Origin of the sequence: Catenulispora yoronensis, from assembly GCF_039531695.1 — a bacterium.
Lineage (GTDB): Bacteria > Actinomycetota > Actinomycetes > Streptomycetales > Catenulisporaceae > Catenulispora > Catenulispora yoronensis.
Genome location: NZ_BAAAQN010000031.1, coordinates 55,337 through 79,189 on the forward strand (window position 1 = coordinate 55,337; position 23,853 = coordinate 79,189).

At 71.4% G+C, this 23,853-nt stretch carries 16 protein-coding genes and 1 pseudogene; 7 read left to right on the forward strand and 10 right to left on the reverse strand.

The annotated features are described in order from the left end of the window. Nucleotides 1–80: 80 nt before the first annotated feature. From ABD481_RS24375 to ABD481_RS24395, 5 genes are all read left to right on the forward strand, one after another. Nucleotides 81–419, forward strand: coding sequence for a hypothetical protein (locus ABD481_RS24375; protein WP_344668069.1), 339 nt, complete (start codon nt 81–83; stop codon nt 417–419). A 131-nt stretch (nt 420–550) separates the two neighbouring features. Further along, entirely contained in the window at nt 551–946 is a 396-nt protein-coding gene (locus tag ABD481_RS24380) for a hypothetical protein (RefSeq protein ID WP_344668070.1), read from the forward strand. Between the two features lie 87 nt (nt 947–1,033). Then, complete coding sequence (locus tag ABD481_RS24385) at nt 1,034–1,426, forward strand: RNA polymerase sigma factor sigma-70 region 4 domain-containing protein (protein WP_344668071.1); 393 nt, start codon at nt 1,034–1,036, stop codon at nt 1,424–1,426. 189 nt (nt 1,427–1,615) lie between these two features. Continuing rightward, entirely contained in the window at nt 1,616–1,993 is a 378-nt protein-coding gene (locus tag ABD481_RS24390) for a hypothetical protein (RefSeq protein ID WP_344668072.1), read from the forward strand. 218 nt (nt 1,994–2,211) lie between these two features. Further along, nucleotides 2,212–2,619, forward strand: coding sequence for a hypothetical protein (locus tag ABD481_RS24395; protein WP_344668073.1), 408 nt, complete (start codon nt 2,212–2,214; stop codon nt 2,617–2,619). A gap of 282 nt (nt 2,620–2,901) precedes the next feature. Here the strand turns inward: ABD481_RS24395 and ABD481_RS24400 are convergent, their stop codons facing one another. Further along, complete coding sequence (locus ABD481_RS24400; protein ID WP_344668117.1) at nt 2,902–3,561, reverse strand: NADPH-dependent F420 reductase; 660 nt, start codon at nt 3,559–3,561, stop codon at nt 2,902–2,904. A gap of 33 nt (nt 3,562–3,594) precedes the next feature. Next, nucleotides 3,595–4,458: pseudogene (locus tag ABD481_RS24405) on the reverse strand (DMT family transporter); the annotation flags it as partial. Between the two features lie 448 nt (nt 4,459–4,906). Between ABD481_RS24405 and ABD481_RS24410 the strand changes: the two are divergent. Continuing rightward, nucleotides 4,907–5,899: a helix-turn-helix domain-containing protein gene (locus ABD481_RS24410; protein WP_344668074.1), complete on the forward strand. Its 993-nt coding sequence runs from the start codon at nt 4,907–4,909 to the stop codon at nt 5,897–5,899. Between the two features lie 25 nt (nt 5,900–5,924). On the opposite strand, the gene ABD481_RS24415 is transcribed toward ABD481_RS24410, so the two are convergent. Continuing rightward, nucleotides 5,925–6,227: a trypco2 family protein gene (locus ABD481_RS24415; RefSeq protein WP_344668075.1), complete on the reverse strand. Its 303-nt coding sequence runs from the start codon at nt 6,225–6,227 to the stop codon at nt 5,925–5,927. 283 nt (nt 6,228–6,510) lie between these two features. Here ABD481_RS24415 and ABD481_RS24420 point away from each other — a divergent pair, with 283 nt between their 5' ends. Then, nucleotides 6,511–7,845, forward strand: a complete 1,335-nt coding sequence (locus tag ABD481_RS24420; RefSeq protein WP_344668076.1) for a glycoside hydrolase family 18 protein — start codon at nt 6,511–6,513, stop codon at nt 7,843–7,845. A gap of 123 nt (nt 7,846–7,968) precedes the next feature. Here ABD481_RS24420 and ABD481_RS24425 read toward each other — a convergent pair whose 3' ends face one another. The 7 genes from ABD481_RS24425 to ABD481_RS24455 all read right to left on the reverse strand — a co-directional run bounded on the left by ABD481_RS24425 (nt 7,969) and on the right by ABD481_RS24455 (nt 23,721). Beyond that, nucleotides 7,969–12,225 (reverse strand): hypothetical protein, encoded by a 4,257-nt coding sequence (locus ABD481_RS24425; protein ID WP_344668077.1) that lies wholly within the window; start codon nt 12,223–12,225, stop codon nt 7,969–7,971. A 162-nt stretch (nt 12,226–12,387) separates the two neighbouring features. Next, a complete protein-coding gene (locus tag ABD481_RS24430) occupies nt 12,388–14,535 on the reverse strand; it encodes an Hsp70 family protein (RefSeq protein WP_344668078.1) in 2,148 nt (715 codons plus the stop codon). After that, complete coding sequence (gene grpE / locus ABD481_RS24435) at nt 14,532–15,059, reverse strand: nucleotide exchange factor GrpE (RefSeq protein WP_344668079.1); 528 nt, start codon at nt 15,057–15,059, stop codon at nt 14,532–14,534. The genes ABD481_RS24430 and grpE overlap by 4 nt, the downstream gene beginning before the upstream one ends. 209 nt (nt 15,060–15,268) lie before the next feature. Further along, complete coding sequence (locus tag ABD481_RS24440; protein WP_344668080.1) at nt 15,269–15,724, reverse strand: hypothetical protein; 456 nt, start codon at nt 15,722–15,724, stop codon at nt 15,269–15,271. Continuing rightward, nucleotides 15,721–20,013 (reverse strand): CHAT domain-containing protein, encoded by a 4,293-nt coding sequence (locus ABD481_RS24445; protein WP_344668081.1) that lies wholly within the window; start codon nt 20,011–20,013, stop codon nt 15,721–15,723. The genes ABD481_RS24440 and ABD481_RS24445 overlap by 4 nt, the downstream gene beginning before the upstream one ends. Before the next feature lie 6 nt (nt 20,014–20,019). Next, a complete protein-coding gene (locus ABD481_RS24450; RefSeq protein ID WP_344668082.1) occupies nt 20,020–23,196 on the reverse strand; it encodes a tetratricopeptide repeat protein in 3,177 nt (1,058 codons plus the stop codon). 9 nt (nt 23,197–23,205) lie between these two features. Next, nucleotides 23,206–23,721, reverse strand: coding sequence for a hypothetical protein (locus tag ABD481_RS24455; protein WP_344668083.1), 516 nt, complete (start codon nt 23,719–23,721; stop codon nt 23,206–23,208). Nucleotides 23,722–23,853: the final 132 nt, after the last annotated feature.

Genomic DNA, 23,853 nt, shown 5'->3' on the forward strand with positions numbered 1-23,853 from the left:
GGGCCCGGGCGCACGGCCGCGACCCCGCCTCCGCCGCCGGTCGCCGATGCCGTCACGCCCCGGATGGGAGACTGGATAGCGTGGAAATAGACGAGTTGGATGTCCTGCTGGGCCGGATCGACGAACTGGTCGAGGAGCCGGCCGCGGAGCCGGGCGCCGAACCGGGCGCGGAACCGGGCGCGGACGCGGCCGGGGGGATGGCTCCGGGCGCCGACGGCCGGGTGCCGGTACGGATCTCGCTGACGATGGGACGCGGCGCGGACTGCCGGGCGCTGGTGGTGCCGCCCAGCGGCGACAAACTGTGGTTCCCGGCCGGCCGGCTGGCCGAGCAACTCGGCGTCCCGGTCGAGCAGCTCCCCGGGCTGGAGGCGACCGCGCTGGTCACCGGCGGGGAGCTGACCGGGTTCACGCTCGACTGAGGGCGGTGCCCGGGCGCCGGGCCCAGCGGTGTGGTGTTGTAAAACCAGTAGTTAAAGTTGTATAATCAGTAGCGCCGGGCGGGAGTGAGAGCCCGCCGGCGGCAGGTTGACAACACCACAAGGAGGACAAGGTGTCAGAGGACATCGGCGTCAAGCGGGCCCGGGCGGGCCGGCATCTGCTGGAACTGGTGCAGATCATCGCGGAGCTGCTCACGATTCTCCCGGAGCCGATCTACATCGCCCGCAAGGCCACCCTGCCGGACGCGGTCCGGACCCTGCGGGACACCGGGGATCTGCTCTCCGACCGGATCACCGCCGACGACAAGGCGCAATACCTCACCTGGCACAGCGTCGAGAACTGGGTCACCGCGGCGATGCTGCTGACCCAGGGGCGCAGTCTCTACGGACCCCAGATGGGCCTGCGGTCGGCGCTCTACCACACCGATCTGGCCTACGATTTCGCGCGCCAGGCGGTGGTCGAGCTGGGAGCCGACTGGCCGCCGAAGCGGTTCACCGGACAGCGGTGAGGCGCGAGGGCGCCCCGGAGCCACCGGGGCGCCCTTCCCGTGGTGCCGATTCCCGTGGCGCCGATCGACTGTGAGGAGAAGCGAAGGATGGAAAGGCCAGGGATCATCAAGCCGGAGATCGCCGAGCTCTACGGGGTTCCGCCGGGCACCGTGAACGACTGGGTGCGGGCCGCGGACTGGCCCGAGCCGATCGGCAAGCGCGGCCGGTTCGTCGAGTACGACCGGGCCGACGTCGTGGCCGCGGTGGTCGGCCGCCGGTTCCACAAGGTCCCGGACACCGTGAAGGCGCTCGGCTCGCAGCCGCTGACGCAGCAGGAGATCGCCGAGTTATTCGGACTCGACTACGGCACCGTCCGGGTGGACGCCTCGCGGGGCCGGCTCGGCGAGCCGGTGGTCAAGAACGGCGTGCGGATGTTCCCCGCCGACCAGGTCGCCGCGATCATCGCCAAGCGTCGCGCCTATCGCAAGACACAGGCATAGATTGCCGAGTTCCGGCGCTGATGCTCCCGTACGCGCATATCCCATGCGGCACGGGTATAGACCGGGCATCACAGCGTTCTTCCATGAAGTTGTTGCAAATTCAGCAACAAGTGTTGTATAGTCAGTAGCGCCACCCGGGGGTGAGAGCCCGGACGGCGGCAGATTGACAACACCACAAGGGAGGACGAAATGTCCGATGACCACAAAGCCCGGGTCGAGGATCTCAACCACCGGATCACCCTCGCCGCGAAGTCCCTGATCACCCTGTACACCATGCTTCCACTGCCGATCCAGCTCAGCATCGGCAGCCAGCCGGAGATCGCCGCCACGGACCTGATCCACGCGGCCGAGATCCTCAGGGACATGCCGGGGATCACCGAGACGACAGCCCGCGAACTGCGCAGCGCCACCTGGCACTGGGTCGCCGCGGTCTATATCGTCGCCTGGTTCCAGGCGATAGGCGAAGACGGTCCCGGCTTGTGTGCGACATACATCCTCATCGAATGCGGGTCCTCGATGAAGGCCGTGCGCGAAGACCTGACGCGCGCCGCCCCCGGGGCCCCGTAACCGCCGCCCCCAAGGCCCCCGGTTCCTCCGGGGGCCTTCCGCTTTGCCGTGGCCGTCGGGACTTGTCATGTCCCGTCGTCCCATGTCCGAGCCCTGATGGGCGGAGCTTGCCTCCGCTTCGTTTCAAATCCAGTAGAAAGTGCTAAGAATCCAGTAGCGCCGCGAGGGGGTGAGAGCCCGGACGGCGGGCAGATCGACACCACCACGAGGAGCACACGATGTCCGAAGACCACACCGCCCGGCTCGGGAGCCTGGTCGAGCGCCTCACCGTCACCGGCCTGATCCTGGCCGACCTGTTCCACCGGCTGCCGCTGCCGGTCAGCGTCCTGAGCCGCCCGGGCGGGACGCTCGGCGCCCTCGACGCGGACGACCTGATCAACGCCGCCGAGATCATCGTGGACATGCCCGGCGTGCCGGAGGCCGTCGTCGAGGAACTCCACCAGGCGGCCTGGCTCTGGGTGTGCGCCGCGTACCTGACCGACGCCTTCCGGACCGGCCGCGACGACAACCCCGGCCTGTGCGCCGCGTTCCTCCAGATCCACTGCGGACTGGCGCTCAAGACCGCCAAGGCGGCGATCGACGCGATGCCCGCCGCCGGGGACCGACCACCCGGGGAGTTCCGGTAGGTCCGGGTGAGTCCGGTACATCCGGTAAGTGCGCCGTCGGCAACACCGGCTGAACACGGGAGGAGGCTCCCGGAACGCGGTCCCGGGAGCCTCTTCGTTCCGCTACAGCAATGGGTCGGCGGGACACAGTAACCCCGAAGGGCTGTGAGAGCGGCCCCGCCGACCGGCAGATCGACCACAAGTGGCCAACAGATCCAGTCTACGCACCCGGCGTCCTCACATGCATCCGAATGACTACTGAGACGCCGGGTGTCTGTGGTGCGCGTCCGCGGTGCGCGCCGGTTACAACACGGCCGCGGAGGCGCCGATCACATCCCGCATCTCGGTCGGGGTGTAGAAGAGATGGAAGACCGCGCCGCCGGGGTCCAGGGCCGCCGAATCGTCCAGGCCGCCCAGATCCACGGGAGTCCAGCCGGAGTCGCGGACGAGAGCGGCGACCGTCTGCTTGGCCTCGGCGTCGTCGGCGGCGATGGCGATCGCCCAGTAGTGGGACTGGAGCGCGCCGCGGGTCCACAGCAGCTCGTCGGGGACGTGGCTGAAGGCCCGGACCACCCGGCTGTCCGGCAGCCTGCGAGCCATCCAGCGGCCCTCGGTGAGGCCGGGCTCCAAAGCCGAGGCCCAGCGGCCCTCGACGTAGGTCAGGCGGTTGGTGGCGTCGATGACGACCTTGCCGGCCAGGCCCGGGCCCAGTTCGTCGAGCAACGCCTCGACGGCCTCGCCCGGCACGGCCAGCAGCACGACCTCGGCCGCCGCCATCGCCTCGGCCTGGGTCACGACCACGGCGCGCCCGCCCAGCCCGCGGAGTTCGGCCTCGCGCAGGTCCGGGGACCGGGAACCGAAGACGACGGCGTGGCCGGACTCCAGCCAGAGCCTCCCGATCGCCTGGCCGATCTTCCCGGTTCCGATCACTGCCACGGTGCGCGGTGCGACGGTCTTCGGCATGGTGTTCTGCCCTTCTTGTGATGGTGTCGTTGTCCCGGATGCGCGCCGGGGCTGCGCGAGCGCGGTGGAGCCGATGATCACGACGATCCCGGCCAGTTGCACCGGTGACAGCGTCTGGTCCAGGACCAGGTAGCCGAGCACCGTGGCGGAGATCGGGCTGACGAGCGCGAGGACGGAGACCGCGAGCGCCGGCAGCTTCTCGATGCCGCGGAACCAGACCACGTAGCTGACGACGGCGCCGAGCACGATGAGATAGCCGAAGCCGGCGAGGTTCTCGCCGCTGACCGATGCCGGGAGCCCTTCGACGGCCAGGGTGAGGGGCAGCGTGACGAGCCCGCCGGCGGTGAGCTGCCACCCGGTGCCGGCCAGCAGCCCGGCGCCGTCCGGCCGGCCCCAGTACTTGGTGAGGGTGATGCCCGCGGCCAGGCACACCGCGGCGCCCAGGGCCGCCGCCACCCCGACCGGGTCGGGGGCCGAGGAGCCTTTGAGCACCAGCATCGCGACACCCGCGATCCCGAGCAGGCACGCCGCCACGTGCGCGGGCCGGACCCGGTCGCGCATCAGCAACGCCGCCAGGACGAGCACGACCGCCGGCTGCACGCCCATGAGCGTGGCCGCGACGCCCCCGGGCAGCCGATAGGCCGCGACGAACAGCAGGAAGTTGAAGGCCGCGATGTTCAACGTCCCGAGCGCCACGACCCGCGCCAGCCACCGCCTGGCGGGCAGGGTGCGGACCAACGCGAGCAGGATCAGCCCGGCGGGCAGCGTGCGCACGGTGGTGGCCAGCAGCGGGCGATCGGGCGGCAGCCACTCGGTGGTCACCAGGTAGGTGCTCCCCCAGATCATCGGCGCCAGCGCGGTCACCGCGGTGACACTGAATCGTCGTCCGCTCTCCATGGCCCTCCCCTACGGATGTCGTGGTGGCACCAGGTTCGCGGGCCGGCGGGACGGTATGGAAGGCCCCTGACATGGCATCATGTGGCCGTGGCCGGATGCGGCCGGGGGGGGCGGGCGGCTTGGCGGCTGGGCTGGCGGGCAGGCTGGCGGCTGGGCGTGCAGGCAGGCAGGTGGGCGGCTAGGCAGCCGGGCTCGCAGGCAGGCTGGGCAGGCGGTCAGGCGGGCTGGCTGGCAGGCGGCTGGGCGGCTGGGTGGCTGGGTGGCTGGGTGGCTGGGCTGGCAGGCGGCTGGGCTGGCAAACATGCGTGCAGGCTGGCAGCCTGGCAGGCGACTGGGCGTGCAGGCAGGCGTGCAGGCAGGCGTGCGTGCGTGCAGGCTGGCGAGCAGCTTGGCGGCTGGGCAGGCAGGCGGGCGGCCGACGGCCGACATGGCGGAGGGGAGCGGGCTGATGCTCGGCGTGATCGGTCTGGACTGCTTGTCGGAGCAGGTCTATCGGGTTCTGCTGGATCATCCGCGGGCCGGGATCGACGAGTTGGCCGAGCGGCTCGCGGTGCCGGTGGCGCGGATCCGGGAGTGCCTGGCGACGCTGGAACGGCTGGAGCTGCTGCGGGCCTCGCGCGAGACGCCGGGCGGGCTGCGTCCGGTGAGCCCGCGCGTCGGGCTGGAGGTGCTGGTCCGCCGTCAGGAGCTGGATCTGGTGCGGCGGCGGCAGGAGCTGGCCCGGGGCCAGGTCGCGGCGGCCGGTCTGGTCGCGGACTTCGCCGGGCACCATCCGCCGGCCGGAGCGCCGCGGTCCCGGCTGCTGCTCGGAGTGGACGCGGTCCAGTCGCGGCTGGAGGAACTCGCGCAGCCGGCCGCCGACATCCTGGCCGTCGTCCCGGGACCGGGCCCGCACAAGGACGTCCTCGAAGGGATCCAGCCCATCGCCGCCGCCGTCCTGGAGCGCGGCGCTCAGGTCAGGGTCCTGGCACAGGACGCGATGACGGCCAACCGCGACAGCCTGGACCACGCCCGCCGGCTGACCAAGGCCGGGGGCCACGTCCGCACCGCGCCGGTCCTGCCGTCGCCGATGTTCGCCGTCGACGCGCGGATCGCCGTGGTCCCCGTGGTCCCCGTGGATCCCGCGGACACCGCCAAAGGCGCGGTGGAGGTGACGGAGCCCGGGGTCGTCGCGGCCCTGGTCGCGGGTTTCGACTACGCCTGGTCCCGGGCCGTGGCCCTGGACACCGCGTGCCCGCCCGGCCCGGACGGCCGTCCGTCGGACGCCGATCTCGAACTGCTCGCCCTGCTCGGGACGGGACTCACCGACGAGGCCATCGCCAACCGGCTCGGCGTCTCGCTGCGCACCGTCCGCCGCCGTGTCAGCGATCTGATGGGGCGGCTGGAGGCGACCGGCCGGTTCGACGCGGGGCGCAAGGCAGTGCTGCGCGGGTGGCTCTGACCCGGCCGGGAATCAGTCCCCGGACTCACTCCTCCCCGGGCAGCGCCTGTCCCGCGATATACACCTTCGCAGCCCCGGCCGAGGCGACGTGCGGGGTCAGCGAGAGCTTGACCCGGTGGGTGGTGGTGCTGTCGACCTTGCCGTCGGTCCCGAAGTCGACCACGAAGAACCGCACCTTGCCCGACGAGCCCGTGGACTCCTGGATGGCGACGGCGACCTCCAGCTCGATGGTCCCGAGTTCGAACCGCAGATCCTCGCCGCGGCCCGCCTCGATCGCACGCTCGATCTCGTCGCGCAGATCCCGTACCACAGTGGCCAGTTCGATCACGGCACGCCTCCTCTGTCCGGCCTGACCGGCATCCTATGCGCCGCAGGTCAGGGCTCGTACTCAGGGCTGTCCAAACCTCGCTGCGGGATATCCCCTAGCACCTCCGATCCGGCGCTCGGCCCATTGACGCTCCCGCCGCAATGGACTACACCAATCGTCTGGATGGTCTACACCACAGCCCTCGCTGTCCCACCGACGTCCGGGTTCTGCCGAAGTTCGTCCCGCACTGGTCGCCACCTGTCCGAACCGGGTCCCGGGTCGGGCAATCCATGAAGGGGATCCCATGCGCGCCACCGAAAAGTCCGCCCTGTCCGCCCGGCGCCGCCGGGTAGCCGCCGCGATCGCCGCGTCGGCCCTGACACTCGCCGCCCTGCCGGGCGCCGCGCACGCCTCGTCCGGCAACGGCGGCGGCCACGGTCACGACGGGTCGGGCAAGCAACTCGTGGGGTATTTCACCCAGTGGGGTATCTACTCGGGGTTCTTCGAGAAGAACCTGATCAGCAGCGGTGAGATCTCGCACCTGACCGAGCTCGACTACGCGTTCTCGAACATCGCTCCCGACGGGACCTGCGCCAGCGGCGACGCGTGGGCCGACTACCAGCGGCCGTTCGCCGCGAACGAGTCCGTCGACGGCACGGCCGACACCTGGGGCCAGCCGCTGGCCGGCAACTTCCAGCAGCTCAAGGAGCTGAAGGCGAAGTACCCGCACCTGAAGATCGTGATGTCGATCGGCGGCTGGTCCTGGTCCGGCCAGTTCTCCGGGCTGGCCGCCACCGCCGCGGGCCGGCAGAAGTTCGTCGCGTCGTGCATCGACCAGTACATCAACGGCAACATCCCCGGGCAGCCGGCCGGCGCCGCCGCGGGCATCTTCGACGGCTTCGCGGTCGACTGGGAGTTCCCCGGCGAGCCGGGCAACAACAACCCCTACAGCCCGCAGGACACCCCGAACTACACCGCGCTGATGCGGGAGTTCCGGAACCAGCTCGACACCGTCTCCAAGAGCACGCGGCACCGCTACCTGCTGCTGGCCAACACCTCGGCGAACCCGGCGTACGCCGACAAGCTCCAGCTGCCGCAGCTGGCGCGGGTCGTCGACTGGTTCAACGTCATGACCTTCGACTACCACGGCAGCTGGGAGCCGGCCGGGCCCACCGACTTCGCCTCGGCGCTGCGGCAGGACCCGCGCGACCCCAACCCGCCGGCCAGCCGGTACACCGTGAGCCAGGCCGTGCGCTACTTCGAGCAGCACGGGATCGACTCGGAGCAGATCTCGCTGTCGATGCCGTACTACGCCCACACCTGGACCGGAGTCACGCCGGGGCCGAACGGCGACGGCCTGTTCCAGCCCGCCACGGCGGGCGGCGGCACTCCCAACTACGCCGCGGTGGTGGCCGCGCCGGGGACCACGTACTTCGACACGCGGGCCGGCGAGCCGTACAAGTACGACGCGGCGTCCGGAACCTTCTACACCTACGACGACCCGCGGTCCCTGACCCTGAAGGGCCGCTACATCTGCGACAACGACCTGGCCGGGACGATGGTCTGGTCGCTGGACGGCGACACCACCGACGGACAGCTGACGGCGGCCCTGGGCAACAGCCTGGACTGCGACGACTGAGTGAGCTGCTGATCCGAGACGACCGAGTGAACTGCTGATCAGCTGATCAGCTGGGTGAAGGCCCCCGCGCACGCGGGGGCCTTCACCGATCTGCTTCCTAAATCAGGACACCGTCTTCGTGAATCAGGACACCACTAAAGACGTGACCACCGTCCCGGTCGCCGTCCCCGGCGGATCGATGTGCAGCGTGTACGTCCCCGTACTCGACAGCGCCAGCCCGTTCCACGCGGACTTCATCACCCCCGCCGCCCCGCACGGCCCGGTCGGGGTGTAGAGCAGGTAGCTGACCTGTTTCCCGGCCGGGTCGTACACCTGCATGTTCGGCTGCCAGGCGCTCCCGCCGCTGTACGACGTCACCGAGCAGGACAGCGCGAGGTGCTGCCCGGCGGTCGCCGAGAACTGCAGCCAGCCGTCCTGCGTGGGCGCCGCGATGGTCGTCGCCACCTGGGCCCCGGTGGTCGGGGACGACGCCTGGACATCCGGCGCGGACCACATCCAGATCTTCACCTGCCCCGTCCCGTACACGCTCTGCGGGTCGATGTGCAGCCGGTAGGTGCCGGTCAGCTTCAGCTGGAGGTCGCCGTCCATCGCCACCTGCTGCGAACCGTCCAGCGAGCACGGATACCCGAACCCCGGCTTCGTCCCGCCCGCCCACAGCGAGGCGACCTGGACGTTGTTCGGGTCGTACAGCTGGAAGTACGGCTCCCAGCTCGTGCCCGACGACGTCAGGATGCTGCAATCCATCACGAACCGGTTGCCGGCCGTCCCGGTGAACGTCAGCCACTCGTCCTGCCCCGGCGTGGTCAGCACCGCGGACGCCGCCACGCCGTCGTTGACGGTCCCGGTCATCGTGATCGGCGTGGAGGAGTAGACCCAGAACGTCACCGACCCGGCGTAGAACGGCGGCGGATAGAACCACACGTGGTAGGTCCCCGCCGTCTTCACGTCCGCGCCGGCGATCGCCAGCCGGTCCTGGCTCCCGTTCGTGGAGCAGTCCTCCACCGTGTTGTTGATCGCCGCGGAGGCGATCTGGGTGCCGCCGGGGTCGATCAGCGCGACCGGCATGTGCGTCGTCGCCGGGGTGGACGCCGTGGAGCACGTGACGGCGACCCGCTGACCGGCCGCCAGCGGCACCGTCAGGTCGGCGTACTGGCCCGGCGTGGTGATCTGGAACGTGGTCGGCGTCCCGGCGGCGGTGGCGGACCCGGTGACGTTGCTCGACGCCCAGATCCACACGGTGATCGTGCCCACCGTCAGGTCGGTCGGCCCCAGGCGGAGCCGGTAGTCGCCGGTGGCCGGGACCTTGATGTGGGTGCCCGCCAGCCGGTCCTTCGTCCCGTCCCGGGAGCAGTCCTCCACGCTGTTGTTGGTGTCGATCGAGGTGACGGTGTTCCCGCTCGCGTCGAGCAGCCACAGCGGCAGGTGGCTGGTGGCCGGGGTCGCGTTGAACGAGCACGCGACGGTCAGGTACTGGCCCGCCACCGCCGAGACCGTGACGTAGGCGTCCTGCCCGACGGTGGTGATCGTCGCGGTGGCCGGCGTCCCGTCCGCGACCGCCGCCAGCAGCACGTCGGTCGACTGCCAGACCCAGACGGTGATCTGGCCCAGCTGCATCCCCTCGACCCCGAGGTGCAGCCGGTACTGGCCGTCCACGGGCATCTTGACGTAGTCCAGCGCCAAGCTCTGCTTGGTCCCGTCCTTGGAGCAGTCCTCGACGCTGTTGTTCTGCGCCACCGAGGCGATCTGCTTGCCGCTCGGGTCGTAGAGCACCAGCGGCAGGTGGTCCCACTTCGTCGTGGACACCACCCCGCAGGCGATCGCGACCCGGGCGCCCTGCTGCCCGGTGAACAGGATGTCGCCGTCCTGGCCGATCGTCGCGATCGTCGCTGTGCTCTGCGACCCGTCGGCCGGGTTCGTCGCCGAGGCGTCGGTGCTGGCCCACGCGGTCACGGACAGCGTGCCGGACTTCCCGCCGGGCGGCGTGAACCGCACCAGGTACAGGCCCGGAGCCTTCGTCGGGACCTTGTCCAGCGCCAGCTGCTTCGCGGTGTCGGTCCGGCAGCCGTTGTTGCTGGACTGCACCTTCTGCGCGTTCGGCGCGAAGACCGCGATGTCCGGGTTCCAGGCGCTCTCCAGGGTGCCCAACGACAGGTTGCAGGACAGGGCGATCTGCGCCTGGCTGGTGGTGAAGTACATCCACTGCGGCTGCGGGGACGCCAACCGCGCCGTGGTCGCCGCCGAGCCGTCGGTGGCCAGGTGCGCGACCGCGGTCATGGTGTGGCTGTACGGGACGGTGATCCCGCCCTTGTCCGCCGCGTCGGCCGAGTTGGCGACGAACGAGGTGCTCGTCATGATCAGGCTGAAGTACGGTGGCGGATCGCCGGCGCTGGGCGGCGGCGGGGCCACTACCGACGCCGTGCCGCTGGCGTCGGGCTGCGCGATCATCTGCGGGATCGGGGTCGTGTAAGGGCTCAGCGTCGGCTGCCAGGCCACCAGCTCCCACTGCACCCCCGGCGCCTGTTTCGGGTCGATGGTGACGGTCAGCGCGGTACCGGCGTCCGCCGCCATGCCCGCCGTCGGCGGGGGCGGGTTGAAGTCCACGAAGGCCTGTCCGCCACCGGCGAGATCGTAGATGGCGTCGGTCTTCGTCACGTCGTAGCCGGCGACGGTGGGGAGGTCCCGCGTCGGCCGGCCGTTCAAGCTCTTGACCCAGGCGGCGGGGCCGTCCGAGCCGGTCTCGGTGTACCCGTCGGCGGGCACCGCCTGTCCGGCCGGCGCCAGGTCGGACGGCGTGCCGAGGCGGTAGTTCGCGACCGCGTACTGGAGCCAGGTCTGGTTGACGTTGTAGCCGTAACCGGCCAGCACCTGGTTGATCGCGTCCAGCGGCAGCTTCCCGGACCCGACCAGCTGCCAGGTCTTCAACACCGCCGAGCGGTCGCTCTCGGTGCCGGACGCCTTCTGGCCGGCCTCGGTCAGGTATTCGGCGAGCGGGAACACCCCGTACTGCCGGTTGGCGCCCATCCCGTCGAAGCTGTTGATCGGCCGGTGCGCGCCGTTGGTCGGGTTGCCCTGGCTGTCCGGGCCCTGATCGGTCCCCAGGTAGTCACGGATGTTCTTGTAGTAGTAGTCCCGGTTGGTCTGGCTCCAGCCGTCGGGAACAAGGCGGTAGCTCTCGTCGGTGGCCCACTGCGCGGTGGCCTCCATCCACCAGTTCTGCGACGGGAAGTCACCCGTCAGCGCCATGGTGGGGAAGTCCCAGTAGATGTCCGGCAGGAACGTGTACTGGAACACATGGAACGCTTCGTGCCGGATCAGCGCGTCGTACGGCTTTGGATCCTCCGGCATCCAGATCGACGGCGCGCTGCCCGGCCCGATCGGCAGCACCGCGGCCACGTTCGGCTTGATGCGGCCGTGGTCGTGCAGGGTGTCGCCGATCAGGATCGTGACGGGCTTCGAGGTCGGCGCCGGGAAGTTCAGGCCGGGGATGCCGATCAGCGGATCTCCGGTCGTGTACACGGTGTAGGCGAACTCGACCGCGTTCACCATGTCGACGATCGCGGTGAGGCGGCCGTTGGCGCCCGCGTCCTCGGGCAGGTTGCCGTGGTTGTAGAGGATGTTGAAGTGGTCGGTGCTGACTTCGCAGTGGTAGTCGTGGCTGTAGAAGGGGACGTCGGGATAGCTGATGGTGTCGGTGGTCGAGCAGCCGGGATCGGTCTCCAGGCCGGTCGCCACGGCGGCGAGCGGCCCGGCGCCGGCGGCACCGGCCTTGGCCGTTGTGTCCTTGGTCGGCTTCAGGATGGTCTTGGCCCGGGGCACCGGCTTGTCCAGCGCGGTGCGGATCCCGGCGGTCCAGTCCCGGGTCTGCGGCGTGGCCTCGGCTTCGTGTGCCGTCAGGAACGCCAGGTACGCCGCCGAGTCCTCGTCGAGCGCGGCGGTCGGCCGCAGGTCCGCCGGGACCTGGTCCGGGGCGAACATCGAGGCGTAGCCGTAGCGGATCATCTCGTCGGTGCTGATCCGCTTGGCGTACCAGGCTTTGACGATCCGCTCGCCGGGGCCGAAGTCGGCCGGCCGGCTCTTGGCCGCGGCGGCGCGGGCGGCGGCCTGCGGATCAGGCGCCACGGCGATATAAGGATGCGGATGCTGTGCCGGATCCGCCGCGGGCGGCACCGGGGTCGACCCTGGGCCCGATCCCAGGTTCGCTCCCGTCGCCGGCGCGGACTGCGGCGTCGAGGATGACTTCGTGGCGGCTGTCGGCGGTGGTGCCGACGATCGGTGACCGGACGCGGCCCGGGCCGCTGGTGACGCCGTGATCGTGGCGCAGACCAGCAGCGCGGCGAACACCCCGGTCCGGCGGCGAGCGCCGGAGCTATTCGTTCTCACAGCTCTCAAGATCATGCGCGGCGGGGTTCCGCGGCACCCCCCGCCGCCGATCGATACAAGATCGATATATATCCGAGGTCTGACATAGTGTCGGTTGTCACTGGCCTGATACGCACAGTGCCGCCGACGGCCGCTCGGCCAAGAGCATCAGAGTTCGGACGACTAGCTGTCGAGAATCTTCAGCAGTCCTCCGAAGTCCGCGGCGTCCCGGATCTCCGGCACCTCCGTCTGCTGGCTCATCTGCGTGATCAGCCCGCGCAGCAGCCGGGCCTTGTCCTCGGCGACCTTGTGCCGGCCCTCCTGGAACTCGCCGCGGATGATCGCGACCAGCGAGTAGATCTTGCGCGCGTCCTCCTGGGTGGCCCGGTCGGCGGTGCTCTCGGCCAGGTAGAGCTGGGAGGCCAGGCCGGACTCGAACAGGTGGCTGCGCAGGGCGTTGATCATGGTGCGGCACTCGTCCGGGTCCGGGAAGCTCAGCACCCGGCGCGCGCCTTCGAGGTCCTTCTGGATCTTGACCGACTGGCTGGGGTCGACGTAGGGCTGGTACCGCAGCTGGAAGCGTTCGGCGGCCTCGACGACGTGCAGCAGGAGCTGGCGCATCTGGTCGGCCTCGTCGTCCTCGCCCGGAGTCAGGACCGTGACCTGCTCGGTCCCCTCCCGGGGGGCGTCGTGGCGCAGCGTGGCGTAGTGCCGCAGGTCGGTGCCCGGCACGATGACCGAGATGAACAGAGTGCGGTTGCGGTCGTAGAGGAACTCCACGTCGACCTTGGCGCGGGCGGCGATCTCGTGCGGCAGGTCGTAGTCCAGCCGGCCGATCTCCTGGTTCCGGCTGGCCACCGGGTCGTCGCCCTCGTAGACCGGGACCACGATCTTGCGGCCGTTGGTGGCCTCGAAGGTGCGCTTGAGGGGCTGGGTCACCGGGTAGGGCGTGCCGCGCGGGATGATCGACACGAAGGAGTCGCCGTTCATCCCGTAGACCGCGGCGATGCCCAGGGCTTGACCGGTGACCTCGTAGAGGTTGGTGTCGCCGACGGCGCGGGCGTCGAACAGCGGGCGGTGGCAGGCCACGCATTCGGTGACCTTCTCGTCGTTGACCGTGGCGCAGGCCGGGTCGCCGCACTCGATGCCGTGCTGGGTGCCGGCCAGGATGCCGGCGCCGAGGGCGACGCATTCCATGGGGTCGACGTTGCGGCGGACCTTGTCCCGGCCGAACAGCGCCTCGACGGACTCGTAGACCTTCGGGGTCAGCGTCGAGCCGCCGGCCAGCAGCACGTCGGAGATGTCGTCGGGGACCAGCTTCTGCCGGTCCAGGGCGGCGCGGACCAGGCCGATCGTGGTGTCGACGAGCCCGGCGATCATCACCTCGTACTCGGCGCGGGTCAGCTGCAGGTCGATGTCGACGATGACGCCGTCGGCGCGGTAGGCGGCCGGGATGATGATGTCGACGACCTGGGTCTGGCTGAGCTGGCGCTTGGCCTTCTCGGCCTCGTACTTGGCCTTGTAGAGGAACTTGGCGTCGTGCGACGGGTCCAGGTCGGCGGTCTCCTTCACCCAGTCGATGATCCGCTTGACGATCAGCAGGTCGAAGTCGTCGCCGCCGAGCCAGTTGTCGCCGGAGAAGTCGAGCACCTGGAGGTGGTTGCGGCCGGCGGCGTCGCGGGTGGCGTTGAGGATCGAGATGTCGAAGGTGCCGCCGCCGAGGTCGAACACCAGGACCCGGCGCTTGTCGCCCTCGCGCAGGTCCACGCCGAAGGCGACGGCGGCCGCGGTGGGCTCGTCGATGATCCGCTTCACCACCAGGCCGGCCTTCTCGCCGGCCTCGCGGGTGGCCACCCGCTGGGCCTCGTTGAAGTACGCGGGCACGGTGATGACCGCGTGCGTGGGCGGTTCGGGCAGGTGGGCCGCGGCGTCCTCGGCCAGCTTCTCCAGGATCATGGTGGAGACCTGCACCGGGGAGTACATCTGACCGGCCAGCATGACGTGCGCGCGCGGGTCCTGGCCCGGTCCGGGCACGATGTCGTAGCTCATGTGCCGGTTGGTCTCGACGACGGCGTCGTCCAGGAAGTCCCGGCCCATGAGCCGCTTCACCGAGAAGATGGTGTCCCGGGCCTCGCGGAAGGCCCAGTTCACGGCCGGGGTGCCGACCGCGAAGGTCTGGACGCCGGTGGCGCCGGTGGTGTGGACGCCGACCACCGAGGGGGTCAGCACCTGGCCCTCGCCGTTGCGCAGGACGCGGGCCCCTCCGGTCTGCTTGTCGTGGACGGCGACCGCCGAGTTGGTGGTGCCGAGGTCGATGCCGATCGCGGTCATGACTCCTCCTGGAGGTCCGACGTCTTCCGGGTCGAGACCGTGACCGACGCGGGCCGCTCGACCCGGCCTTCGAAGCTGATCCCGTGGTGGTGCACCTGGAGCACGGTGTTCTCCGGCGCGTCGGGGTGGTACTGGACGCCGATGACCTCGTGGGTCGTCGGCCGGGCGATCTCGCCGCGCTCGCCGTACACGGAGATCCGCTGGGCGCTCAGCAGGCCGTTCAACTTGTTGATGCTGGTGCGGATACTGGCGTGGTAGACGAGCGGGTCGCCCTCCCGGGCCAGCCGCTCCACCTCGACGAAGTGGTCGAAGACGTCGACGATGTCGCGGGTCAGGCGCCGGTGGGCCTCCTCGACCCGGGTCAGCTGGTAGACCAGCTCCACGACGCCGGCACGGTGGGTGGCGAGCGCGTCGAACAGCGGGGAGACCGCCTCGACGGGAGCTTGCGCGCGGGGGCCGGGGGCGGAGGGTTCCGCGGATTGCGGTGGCGCATCGGGTTCTGGCGGCTGCGACTCGGGTGTCACTGGTCCCTCCGTCGCGTCTATCGGATCTGTCGTGTTTCTCGGGCCGGTCGTGTCGATCTGGTTCGTGTTGATCTGGGTCGTGTCGATCTGGCCTGTGGTGTCGGCTTGGCCTGTCGTGTCGGCTTGGCCTGTCGGATCCATCGGGTCCGCCGTCTCTGCCGGCCCCGCCGCGTCGGGCGTCCCGGGCGTCTCGGAAAGCATGGACATCCTTATTTGTCGAAGCGGAGCAAGCCGTCGATCACCGACAGCGGCGGATACATGTCGACGTCCTGGAGGACGCGGATCGGGAGCAGTTCGTCCAGCGAGGTCGTCGCGCGGAACTCGTCGGCGAGTCCGGTGAGCATCTCCCTGGGCAGTTCGGTGGCGCCGGCCAGCCGGGGCGGCTCGTCGAGCTCGACCGGCTCCGGCGCGGTCCGGCCGCGCGCCGCCTGGATCTCGCCGACGAGGTCCACGTCGTAGAGCAGGAAGTCGATCAGCAGCCGGTTCTGCAGGTCGTTCAGCTCGTGCCAGGCCTGACGGGCCCGGCCGCTGAGCTTGGACTGGGTCATCAGGGTGAAGGTGACCTCGCCCATCGCCTTGTGCGTGTAGTCGGGCGTCACCCCGATGTCGGCGAGCTCGTCGTACGGGTACGGGCCGTCCCATTCGGCGAGCGGATCCCGGATCATGCGAACAACCCCTCTTCCTCCTTCAGGACCGCGATGAGCCGGGCGCGGACGCGCTCGCTCGTCGGAACGGCCGCCGTGGCGCGGATCAGCAGGTGCAGGTACTCGGCGACGGCGCCGCGTCCGGCGGCCGCGTCGGCGCGGGCGGTCAGCGCCGCGGCCCGGGCCGGGTTGTCGGCCTCGGCGCCGACGGCGTCGCCGTCCTCGATCATCGCGGTCAGCGCCTCGGCCGGGAGCCGGGCCAGGACCAGGTCGTCCAGCAGGTCCAGGATCTCCCCCGCGCAGCGCACCAGGTCCGCCCGCGTCGAGCGCCTCAGGGCGCCGTCCAGGGTGCTGAACGCCTCGCGCAGCAGCGCCGCACGGCCCTGATCGGTGTCGCCGCCCGGCAGGTGGTCCAGGTCGTAGGCGAGGGTGACGGCCAGCCCGAGCGCGGCCCGCAGCGACTCGGGGTTGGCCTCGGCGGCCCGGCGCAGGTCGTCCACGCCGCGGCGGTAGTCCGGCGCCACGCCGGTCTCGTCGGCCGAGGTGCCGAACCAGATGCCGCGGGTGGTCAGCAGCGCGGCCAGCCGGACGGTCAGGGTCTGCGCCCCGGTCCGGCGGACCACCGGGATCGCCCGCTCCAGCAGGTCGATGGCCTCGTTGACCCGGTCGATCCGGATCTCCTGGACGTTGGTCAGCGCGTCGACCCGGCCGAGCACCAGCCAGACCGCGGCCTCGTCGGCGCGGGCGCTCATCAGGCCGCGGTCGGAGGAGGCCAGGGCGTCGGCGATCCGGGCCAGCGCGGCCTCGTGCCGCCCGGGCCGGGTCAGCAGGTCGCGGGCGATGAACAGGTTGACGCGGATCGAGAGGTCGACCGTGTCCTGGAGCAGGCGGGCGCGGCGGCGCGGCAGGTGGGCGTAGGCCGGATCGTCGGCGAGGAAAGCACCGCACCCGGGGCAGGCGGCGAGCTCCTCGGGCGCGTGCGCGGCCGGTCCGGCGCAGTCCGGGGGCAGGTCGTTGAGACGGTGGTGCAGCAGGTCGGCGACCTGGTGGCGCGCGGAGTCGTACTCGTAGTGCTCGGTCGAGGAGAACGCCTGCCCCAGCTCGGAGAACGCCCAGCGGACGCGGCGGAACCGGCGGCGGACGGCGTCGGGGTCCGGGGCGTCCTCGGCGCGGGCGACGAACCGCGCGAAGCGCTCCGACAGCTCGGCCATCCGCAGGTACAGGGGGCCGCAGACCAGTCGGCGTGGTTCCGGCGACCCGGGCTCCGGACCCGGGAGCCCCTCGACCTCGCCGAGCACCCGGGCGGCGTCGAGCTCGGCCTCCAGCAGCTGGATCAGTTCCCGATATCCGGCGGCCTGGGCGGGCCGTCCGGCGACGATGTGCTTCTCGGCGTAGCCGGAGAGCACGTCGTGCAGGTGCCGCCCGAGGCTGGGGCGCAGCACGGCGGGGTCGTAGGAGGTGCCCACGTCCCCGTAGCAGGCGGCGCGCTGCCGGCCCCACCGGCTCCAGTAGGCCTCGTCGCTGAGCAGCGCCACCCAGGACGCGATCACGGTGCGCCACAAGGCTTGGGACAGCTCCTCGCCGGCGTCCTCCTGTTCGCGGGCATCGGCCAGCGCGGCGACGGCGAGGCTGTGGGCCAGGGACATGTCGGCGGGGTCCTGGACCAGCCGGCGGCGCCAGCCCTCGCGGGCGCCTTCCCGGTCGCCGAGCAGCAGCGCGGCCAGCGGCGCGTCGGCGAGCTGGACCGCGGCCGCGTCGGCGGGCCCGTCGCGCAACGCGTCGATCAGGGTCTTGGGATCCCGGACACCGTGCAGCGACAGCGCGTCGAGCATCAGCCGGTTGGCCGGGTCCCGGAGGTCGTCCCACGCGCGCCTGGTCTTCTCGTTCAGCAGGCCCAGGGTCATGAGCACGAACGCCGCGTCCCGGACCTCGACGGTCGAGGATCCCGGGGCCACCCGGACCGTGCTCAGCACGCGGTAGGGGTACGCCGGGTCCCGGACCAGCAGCGGATCGGCCACCAGCGGGACGCCCGCGACCCGGTCGGCCAGCGGCAGCACGGCCAGCAGCGCCTCCAGCCGTCGGCAGCGTTGGGCGGCGTCGCTGAGCAGGGACGCGGGGACGTGCGCGTAGAACTCGATGGCGGCCCGGTACTGCGCCTCGCCCTCCAGCTGGCGGCCCCGGGCGTACTGGACGCGCGCGGCGGCGTCGGCGTAGCTGTGGCAGCGGTTGTACAGGTCCGCCGCCTCGCCCCATTCCTCGGCGCTCTCCGCGAGCCGGCCGAACGCGTAGGTCGTCAGGGTCCGGGCGGCGGGCAGGGCCTGGAGGCCGTCGAGCGCGCCGGCCAGGGAGATCGCCGCGGACCAGTCCTCGTCGGCGATCGACGCTTCGAGCAGCACGTATCCGGATCTGGCCTCGGCGTCGGCGGCGGATTCGGCCGGGCCCGCGCCGGAATCGCCCCAGCCGGTGTCCGGGATCGCCCCGGGCTCGGGCTCCGGGCAGTCGAACCACTCGTCCCGCGCGATACCGGCCTCGGCGGCGGCCCGGAAGTGCCGGGCCGCCTCGGCCCGGTCGTGGCGGGCCAGGGCGGCCCGGGCCAGCACGTACGCGGCCCGGCCGAGCGCGTCCAGCACGTCGCCGCACTTGTGGTAGGCCGCGGCGGCCAGGACCCAGTCCTCGTCGGCCTGCGCGGTGCGGCCCTGCACATACGCGGCGTGCGCGTGGACCTGCGGCCGCTCGTCGACGTTGAGCGACAGAACCCTGGCATAGGCGATGGAGGCGTCGGCCCAGCGCTCGGCGAGCCGGGCGTTCTCAGCGGCCGTGTACGCCGCGTCGGCCCGGCACCGCACGATCTCCGCGCGCAGGCAGTCGGCGACCGGGGCCGGCAGGTGCGGCCGGGCGGCGGTCAGGATCTCCTCGGCCAGGTCCAGGTCGTGCCCGGCGGCGAGCAGGGCGCAGAACCGCTCGATGCCGGGCCACACGGTCTCCAGGTCCGCCTCGGCGAACAGCGCGGCCTGCTCCGGGCCGCGGCGGCCGATGTCGAGCAGGTCCACGACGCCGGGCCAGTCGCGGCGGACCCGCAGGTAGCGGGCGGCGGGCACGAGGTCGGCCGAGCGCACCCGGGGCGCGTCCTGGACCTGGTCGAGCGCCGCCCGCCCGTCGCGCAGCGGGTCCTCGTCGACCTCGCCGTCGTCGAGCACCACCGGGACCTTGAGCAGCCAGCCGTGGCCGCAGGCCTCGTGCAGGAACAGCGCGGGGGTGGCCCATTCGATCGCGGTCTGGTCGGGGATGGTGTGGATCTGCTGCCGGGCCGAGACCACCGCCTCGTCGACGGTGGTGTTCGCGGCGATCGCGGCCAGCACCTTGGGGCCGAACAGCGCGGCGGCGGAGTCGGTGAACTCGGCGCGCATGCCGATCACGGCCGGGATGCCGCGGCCGATCAGCGCCTGGGCCAGTCCGGAGTAGGGCTCGGCCGGACCGGTGGTGGCGCCGGAGCAGAGGTTCAGCACGACTAGGCGCAGCCGGCGGCCGCGGGCCAGCATCCCGCTGAGCAGCTCGGCCGAGACCGGGTCCGGGCCGCCGTCCTCGGTCTCCAGGTAGACCGTGCCCATGTTCCCGGCGGCGTCGTAGGCGCCGTGCGCGATCAGCAGGATCGCCGCGGGCCGGTCGGCGTGGTCGACGAGCCAGTCCTCGATCCGGCGCCGGGTGGCGTGCGGCTCCACGGTGCGCCGCACGCTGCGCTTGGGCAGCTTGGTGAGCCGGTCGATCTCGGCCTCGGCGCCGAGCGGGTCCAGCCCGGCCGGGGAGGCGACGGCGACGAGCAGCTCGACGGCCGCCGGGTCCTCGTCGGCGGCGGGCAGGTCCGGCGCCTCCCCGGCCACGGTGCGCACCACCGACAGCCGGGAGTGCAGCGCCAGCGTCTGCATGCCGGTCGGCGCGGCCAGCGCCTCGATCGGCAGGTCCTGGAGCTCCGGCGGCAGGTCGAAACGCAGGCGCAGCGGCCGGTTGCGCTCCGGTCCGTCGGCCGCGGCGGCGTGCTGCCGGGGCAGGCACTCGGCCAGCGGCTCCGGGAACAGCATCCCGAACACGGTGCGGCCCAGGGCGCGCAGCCGTTCGCGGACGTCGGTGCCGACGCTGGGCTGGAGGTTCAGCTCGATCCTGATCAGCCGGTCGAAATCGGCGCGCAGCCGGCCGGGGTCGGCCGCCTCGACGGTCACCACGGTCGCGGCGGCCGAGGGGCCGTTGGCCAGCAGCAGGAACCGGTCCGGCCCGACCCGGCGGGCCCGCACGCGCAGTTCTTCGTAGTCCAGCACGGCGCGTCAGCCCCCGAACTCTTTGAGAATGCGGGCCCTGACATCGTTGAGCCGGCGCTCCAGGTCCGCGTCGTCCTTGCGGAAGGTCAGAGCCCGCGCGTAGAGCTCCTCCTCCTCGACCAGGAGGGCCCGGTAGGCGCCCGTCTCCTTGTTGCGGGACCGCACATTCTGCAGGAAGCGCAGCATGATGCCGAGGTTCTCGGTGGTCTGCTTGACGTGCGGCCGGTAGGACTCCGAACGGCGCTCGTCGGCGACGGCCTGCTCGATGCGCGCGAGGTTGGGCTTGGAGGTCGCGTAGGTGCCGTTGTAGAGCTCGCAGGCCCGGTTCTCCAGGGACCGCGCCAGGGCCACGACCACCTTGTCCCGATCGGCCTTGGTGTCCTCGCCGATCACGTCCAGCGCGGCGTCCAGGACGGCGACCTCGTCGTCCCATTTCTTGTCGGCGGCCAGGACCACGGCCCGGCCCAGCGCCATCGTCGAGACCGAGCGGCGGGTCGCGGGCTGCTGACCGGTGAAGCCGGCGTACCCGACCGCGTCCCGCCAATGGCCCTGGAGCGCCCCCTTGTCCAGCGGCTGGACGGCCACCGCCGCCCTGGCCATCTCCATCAGGGCCTTGACGCACAGTTCGGAGGCCCGCCTGCTGAGCATGGACCGGGCCGCCTGGGGATCGAACGCGCTCAGAGCCGGGTTCTCGAGCTCGAACGTCGGGCATTCGTCGTGGCAGACCTGCGGCCGGGCCGGGACGGTCGAGGCCTTGGTCTTGCGGGTCCGCCGGCACTCGGCGCAGCGCAGGTCGCGCGCGAGGTCCACGACCTCGGCCGGGAACCCGGCGGCCAGCCGCGCGGCGGCCAGGCCGATCCGGGAGAACTGGTAGGACATGTCGGTCGCCGACACGGCCCGTTTCCTGGTCTTCGGACCGGTGAACAGGTGGTCCCCGAGATCGCGGTGCAGTTCCAGCTCGCTGATGCGCAGCGGCCCGCACACCAGGTCCCCGCCGCCGCGCGCACGCGGCAGCGGCAGGCCGCCGTGCGCGGCGAGCATCGTGGCCGCGCTGTCCTCCCGGTTCCACTGCGCCATCAGCCAGGCCCGGGGCCCGTCGTTCGCGGCGATCCGGCTTTCGAGCAGCTCCCGCAGGGAATCCTGGAGCGTGTCGACCATCCGCGGCGTCACGGGCTCGCCGTAGCGGCTCTCGGCCCGCTGCCTCCAGGTGTTCCAGAACTCGTCGCTGTGCAGCAGCTGGACCCAGGCCGCGATGCACGCCGTCCAGTCCGCGACCTTCCGGGCCTGGAGGTCGGACGCGCTCGCGCTGTGCAGCAGGATGAGGGCCCTGCGATAGCCGATGCGGTGGTTGCGCGGCGTCAGGTGGCCGGCCCGCTCGATGGTCTCGACCGCGGCGCGCCGGTTCCCGGCCAGGACGTGGACCACCGCTTCGGCGGACATCGTCACCGGAGTGGGCCCCGGCGCCAGATCGCCGGTGGCCAGCGGGCCGAAGCAGGTCAGCAGATAGGAGACGCGGTCCCAGTTCTGGTCGGCGAGCTGCTGGGCCAGGATCGGGTGCGCGAGCGGGGCGAGCTGCCCGCGGGTCCGGGGGTCGGCCAGCGCGGCGGCGACGAACGCCTGCTCCGGCGCCTCGGGCCCGGACCCCGGCGCCCCGAGCCGGAGCCAGGCCAGGGCCTTCCACGGCAGGTACTCGGGATGGTCGGGCGAGGCCAGCACCCATTCGTGGCGGCCGGTCCGGTACGCCGCCTCGGCGATGAGGGCGAGCGACTCCCGGCCGGCCAGCGGCCCGGACTTCGGCAGCGTGGCGAGGACGGCTTTCCAGTCGCCGTTCCGGCTGTGGTGCGCCACGGCCGCGTGGACAGCCCGCCGTCCGATGTCGTCGTCCTGGGCGGCCGCCCCGATCAGCACCCCCAGATCGGCCAGGGCCCGCTTCGGGTCGCCGCGGTGGAACGCGGCGAGGGCGGCGCCGAGGCGGGCGAGCCGGTCGTCGGGATCGTGGGCGAGCAGGCGCTCCCAGTACTCGCGCGCCTGTTCGTGGAGACCCTCGACGGCGTTCAGCAGGGCGAGGCAACGCCACAGCTTCGGGTCGTCGGCGCCGGCTTGACCGCCCTGGCCGCGCAAGCCACGCAGGCCGCCCTGGCCGCGCAAGCTGCTCTCCGCGAGCTGGGCCAGCCGCGCGGCGCTGGCCGTGCCCTTGGACACCGCCTCGAAGGCGGCGATGAACCGGAGGCTGACGATGGCCCGGTGGTTGGGGTCGATGGCGCGCAACTGGCCGATGGCCGCCTCGTAATCGCCCTCTGTCGCGAGCTGGCGGATGCGGGCCAGCTCCGCGGACTCGATCAGTCGTTGGTACTGGGAATCGGTGGGATCGACCAGGCGGGCCCGCTCCCAGGCGACGCGGCTGATGTCGTACTTGCCGGTCTCATAGGCGGCGACACCATAGGCAAGCAGCAGGTCCGCGTTCTCCCGGTCTCTGCTACATACTCGCCGGAACAGATCGAACGCCTGGAACGGACGCCCTTCGCCGAAGGCCACATAGGCCATGAGCGCGTCCACGGCGGCCGGTTTCGGTTTCCTGACAGGCCCCAGGTACTTGCCGGCCTCGGTCCAGCGCCCCTTGCGGGACAGCAGCCAGGCGATGACGGCCCGCGCGTCGTTGTCCAACATCGCGGACTGTTTCTCCGCGACCAGGAGATCGGCGAGAGCACGGTCATAAAGACCCTGTTTCAGGTGCGCGTAGGCCCGGTGGCGGTAGACGCGGCCCAGCGCGGGCGCGTCGTCGGCGATGGCGGCGCCGGACGGCTCGGCGCTGCCGGGCAGGCCGGGCTCGGTGGTGATCGCCGAGGTGAACAGCACGGCGGCCTGCGAGTAGTCACCGCAGTGCGCGGCCGCGCATCCGGCCCAGAAGAAGTCACCTCGTGTCTTCGCCCCCTGCTGCAAGCCGTCGGTGAAGGCTGTGCGGGCGGAAGGGAACTCGCCGCGCCGCAGCCGGACGCGCCCGATCCCGGTCTCGGCGCGCGCCATGATCGCGCGGGCTGTGGTGTCCGTGCCGACCGCCTCGCGGACGTGGTCACGGGCTTTGGCGAACGTGTCTTCCGCCTCATTCAGGCGGCCTTCACTGAACGCGCGCGCGCCGGCTTCCAGCGCACGACGGCCACGGCGAAGCTTCGACCCCGGGAACACGGTGCGGGCTCACTGCGCGGCTGGATCGCTGTCGGCCCGCCACAGCCCGGCCTCGCGGTCGTATCGCAACCGGGCGGAACCGTAGATGCCCAGATCGAGGACGGCGAGCTGGTCGAACGCCTCGTCCGGCAACGCGAATTCCAGTTCGATTCGCAATCCGCTGACAGAATCCTGCAAAGTCAGGGACTTGTCGGGAGCGTCATCGGCTTCGAGCTCCGCATTGGACGCATTGGATGCATTTACCGGCGTCCCCGAACGGTGCTTTCCATGCCCCCGCCCGAAGGTACGGCATAGGCGAGCATAGAAGCCTTTGGCCGCCTCCTCGCCGAGTCCGCTCAGAAATCCGTGCAGCGGCAGGGCCAGGAGCACCAGCCAGCCCAGTTCCTCCGCCCCGCGATGCCCTCGCTCCCGCTTGACCTCGGCTTCCACGCTGAACTCGGAGAGAAGATCGACCAGCCGCCGGGCCTGATCATCGCCGACTTCTCGGGCGATCAAGATCTCGGCGCGCGGTGAAGCAGTGATCATCCCGTGATTTCTCCCGTCGACAGCCCCCCGCGGCGGGCACGTTATTCCACAGTCAGAATAACGGCAGCGCGATGATCGATGGCCGAAGTTCGACGGTTCTTGGCGGGATTCGAACGCTGGGTATATGGATCA